This window comes from Dietzia sp. UBA5065 (assembly GCA_002415925.1).
Lineage (GTDB): Bacteria > Actinomycetota > Actinomycetes > Mycobacteriales > Mycobacteriaceae > Dietzia.
In genome coordinates this window covers 42505-44921 of record DIAZ01000123.1, presented here as the reverse complement: position 1 = coordinate 44921, position 2417 = coordinate 42505, and the positions used below count along the sequence as shown (strand labels likewise).

Here is a 2417-nt window from a genome sequence, read left to right as displayed (position 1 = left end):
CAGACGGCAGACGGCAGACGGCGGCGGGCGCGGGGGCGGGCGCGGGGGCGCGGGGGCCCGGGGGCCGGGGGGATGCAGGGCGCGGGGGCGCGGTCAGCCGAGGGTGAGCTGGCCGCCCGCCACGGTCACGGGCACCACGTCGAGCGGGCGCGGGGCCGGCGGGAGGGTGTTGCGCCCGTCGGTGGCGTCGTACTCGGCGCCGTGGAGCGGGCACCGCAGCGTCATGCCCTGGACCACCTGGACCACCCCGCCCTGGTGGGTGCACCGCGCCGAGTAGGCCACGAACTCCCCCTCGGTGGGCTGCGCGACGATCACCGTGGCGTCGCCGGTCTTGACCTGCCGGGCCGTACCCACCGGTACGTCGGCGGCGGGGATCGTGGTGGCCCGGACCTCGGTGGTCTGCTGCACGGTCGACGGCGGCTGGGCCGGCTCGGTCATGCCGCAGGCCGAGGCGATCCCCGGCAGCAGGACGATCCCGGGCAGGGCGGCCAGGACCGTGCGGCGCTGGGTGCACGGGCCGACCCTACCGACCGGCCCGACCGGCCCGACCGTGCCGGCGGTGGCGACGGTGGCGCCTGAACCGGCGGTGGACGGGGCGGCGGCGAGGTGCTCGGTCATGCATCCATCGTATCCCTCGACCGCGGCGGCCCTAGGCTGCCCGCATGACCGTCCGCAGACTGAGGGACCACGCCACCACCATCTTCTCCGAGGTCTCGCAGCGTGCGACCAGGCACGGGGCCGTCAACCTCGGCCAGGGCTTCCCGGACACCGACGGGCCGGCGTCGATGATCGAGGCCGCGGCGCGGGCGATGCGTCAGGGCCACAACCAGTACCCGCCGGGGACGGGGGTGCCGGAGCTGCGCCACGCGATCGCCGACCTCACCGCCGCGCAGACCGGCCTGGTGCGCGACCCGGACACCGAGGTGCTGGTGACCGTCGGCGCGACCGAGGCGATCGCCGGCGCGGTGGTGGGCCTGGTGGAGCCCGACGACGAGGTGGTGGTGATCGAGCCGTATTACGACTCCTACGCCGCCACCGTGGCGATGGCCGGGGCCACCCGGCGCGCGGCGCGGATGGTCCGCTCGGGCGATCGTCACCGACTCGACGTGGACTCGCTGCGGGCGGCGTTCTCCCCGCGGACGCGGGCGGTGCTGGTCAACACCCCGCACAACCCCACCGGGGCCGTCCTGCCGCGGGAGGACCTGGCGGAGATCGCGGCGCTGTGCCACGAGTTCGATGCCATCGCGATCTCCGACGAGGTGTACGAGCACCTCACCTTCGACGGGGTGGAGCACGTCTCGATCGCCACCCTGCCGGGGATGGCCGAGCGGACGCTGCGGATCTCGAGCGCCGGCAAGATGCTCAGCTGCACCGGGTGGAAGGTCGGGTGGGTCACCGGCCCGGCCGACCTCGTCGCGGGGGTGCGGACCGCCAAGCAGTACATGAGCTACGCCGGCGGCACGCCCCTGCAACTGGGGGTCGCCCACGCCCTGCGCCACGAGCAGGAGTGGATCGACACCCTGCGGCACTCCCTGCAGGCTCGGCGGGACCAGCTGGCGGAGATCCTCTCGGGCGTCGGGCTCGACCTCGTCGTCGTGACCGAGGGCACCTACTTCCTCACGGCCGACCCGCGCCCGCTCGGGGTGACCGACGCGGCGGCGTGGTGCCTCGGGCTCCCCGAACGCATCGGGGTGGCCGCGGTCCCGTTCGCGCCGTTCACGGACGTCTACTCGGGCGACTGGTCGCACCTGGTCCGGTTCGCGTTCTGCAAGCGGCCCGAGGTGCTCGACGAGGCCGGGCGGCGGCTGCGGGCGCTCGTCGGCTGAGAATTCCGGAGCACGGTCCGCAACCGCGCCCCGGAGCGCGGCGGAGGGCCTACGGTGGGCCAGTGGCGCGCCCGTCGGCGCGCCGGACCATCGACGAGGGACCCGGCGAGTGAACCACTACCGCAGCAATCCGCGTGACCTGGAGTTCGTCCTGTTCGACCTGTTCGGCCTGGACGAGATCCTCGAGGCCGACGAGCGCACCGAACTCGACGGCGAGACCGTCCGCACGATGCTGCGCGAGGCCGCGGCGCTGGCGGAGGGGCCCGTCGCGGCGTCGTTCTCCGTGGCCGACCGGAACCCGCCGACGTTCGACCCCGCCACGCACGAGGTCACGTTGCCGCCGGAGTACGTCGCGTCCGTCCGCGCGTGGCAGGAGGCCGGCTGGGGCCTGGTGGGGGTGGACCCCGAGGTCGGCGGCGTGGCCGCGCCGCGGCTGGTGACGTGGGCGATCAGCGAGTTCCTCGTGGGCGCCAACCCGTCGATCTTCATGTACCTGTCCGGGCCGCTGTTCGCCGAGATCATGTACACGATCGGCAACGAGCAGCAGAAGGGGTGGGCCAGGCGGATCATCGACCGCAACCACGGCTCGTC

The 2417-nt window shown here is 74.3% G+C and carries 3 protein-coding genes; 2 read left to right on the top strand and 1 reads right to left on the bottom strand.

All coding sequences use genetic code 11. From position 1 onward, the window contains the following. Positions 1 to 93 precede the first annotated feature (93 nt). Positions 94 to 618, bottom strand: a complete 525-nt coding sequence (locus B4M60_RS09745; RefSeq protein ID WP_291082913.1) for a Rieske (2Fe-2S) protein — start codon at positions 616 to 618, stop codon at positions 94 to 96. A gap of 44 nt (positions 619 to 662) precedes the next feature. Here B4M60_RS09745 and B4M60_RS09740 point away from each other — a divergent pair, with 44 nt between their 5' ends. Beyond that, positions 663 to 1826 (top strand): pyridoxal phosphate-dependent aminotransferase, encoded by a 1164-nt coding sequence (locus B4M60_RS09740; protein WP_291082910.1) that lies wholly within the window; start codon positions 663 to 665, stop codon positions 1824 to 1826. Positions 1827 to 1935: 109 nt separating this feature from the next. Then, positions 1936 to 2417 (top strand): acyl-CoA dehydrogenase family protein (locus B4M60_RS09735; RefSeq protein ID WP_291082907.1); only part of this gene is annotated, 482 nt, incomplete at its 3' end.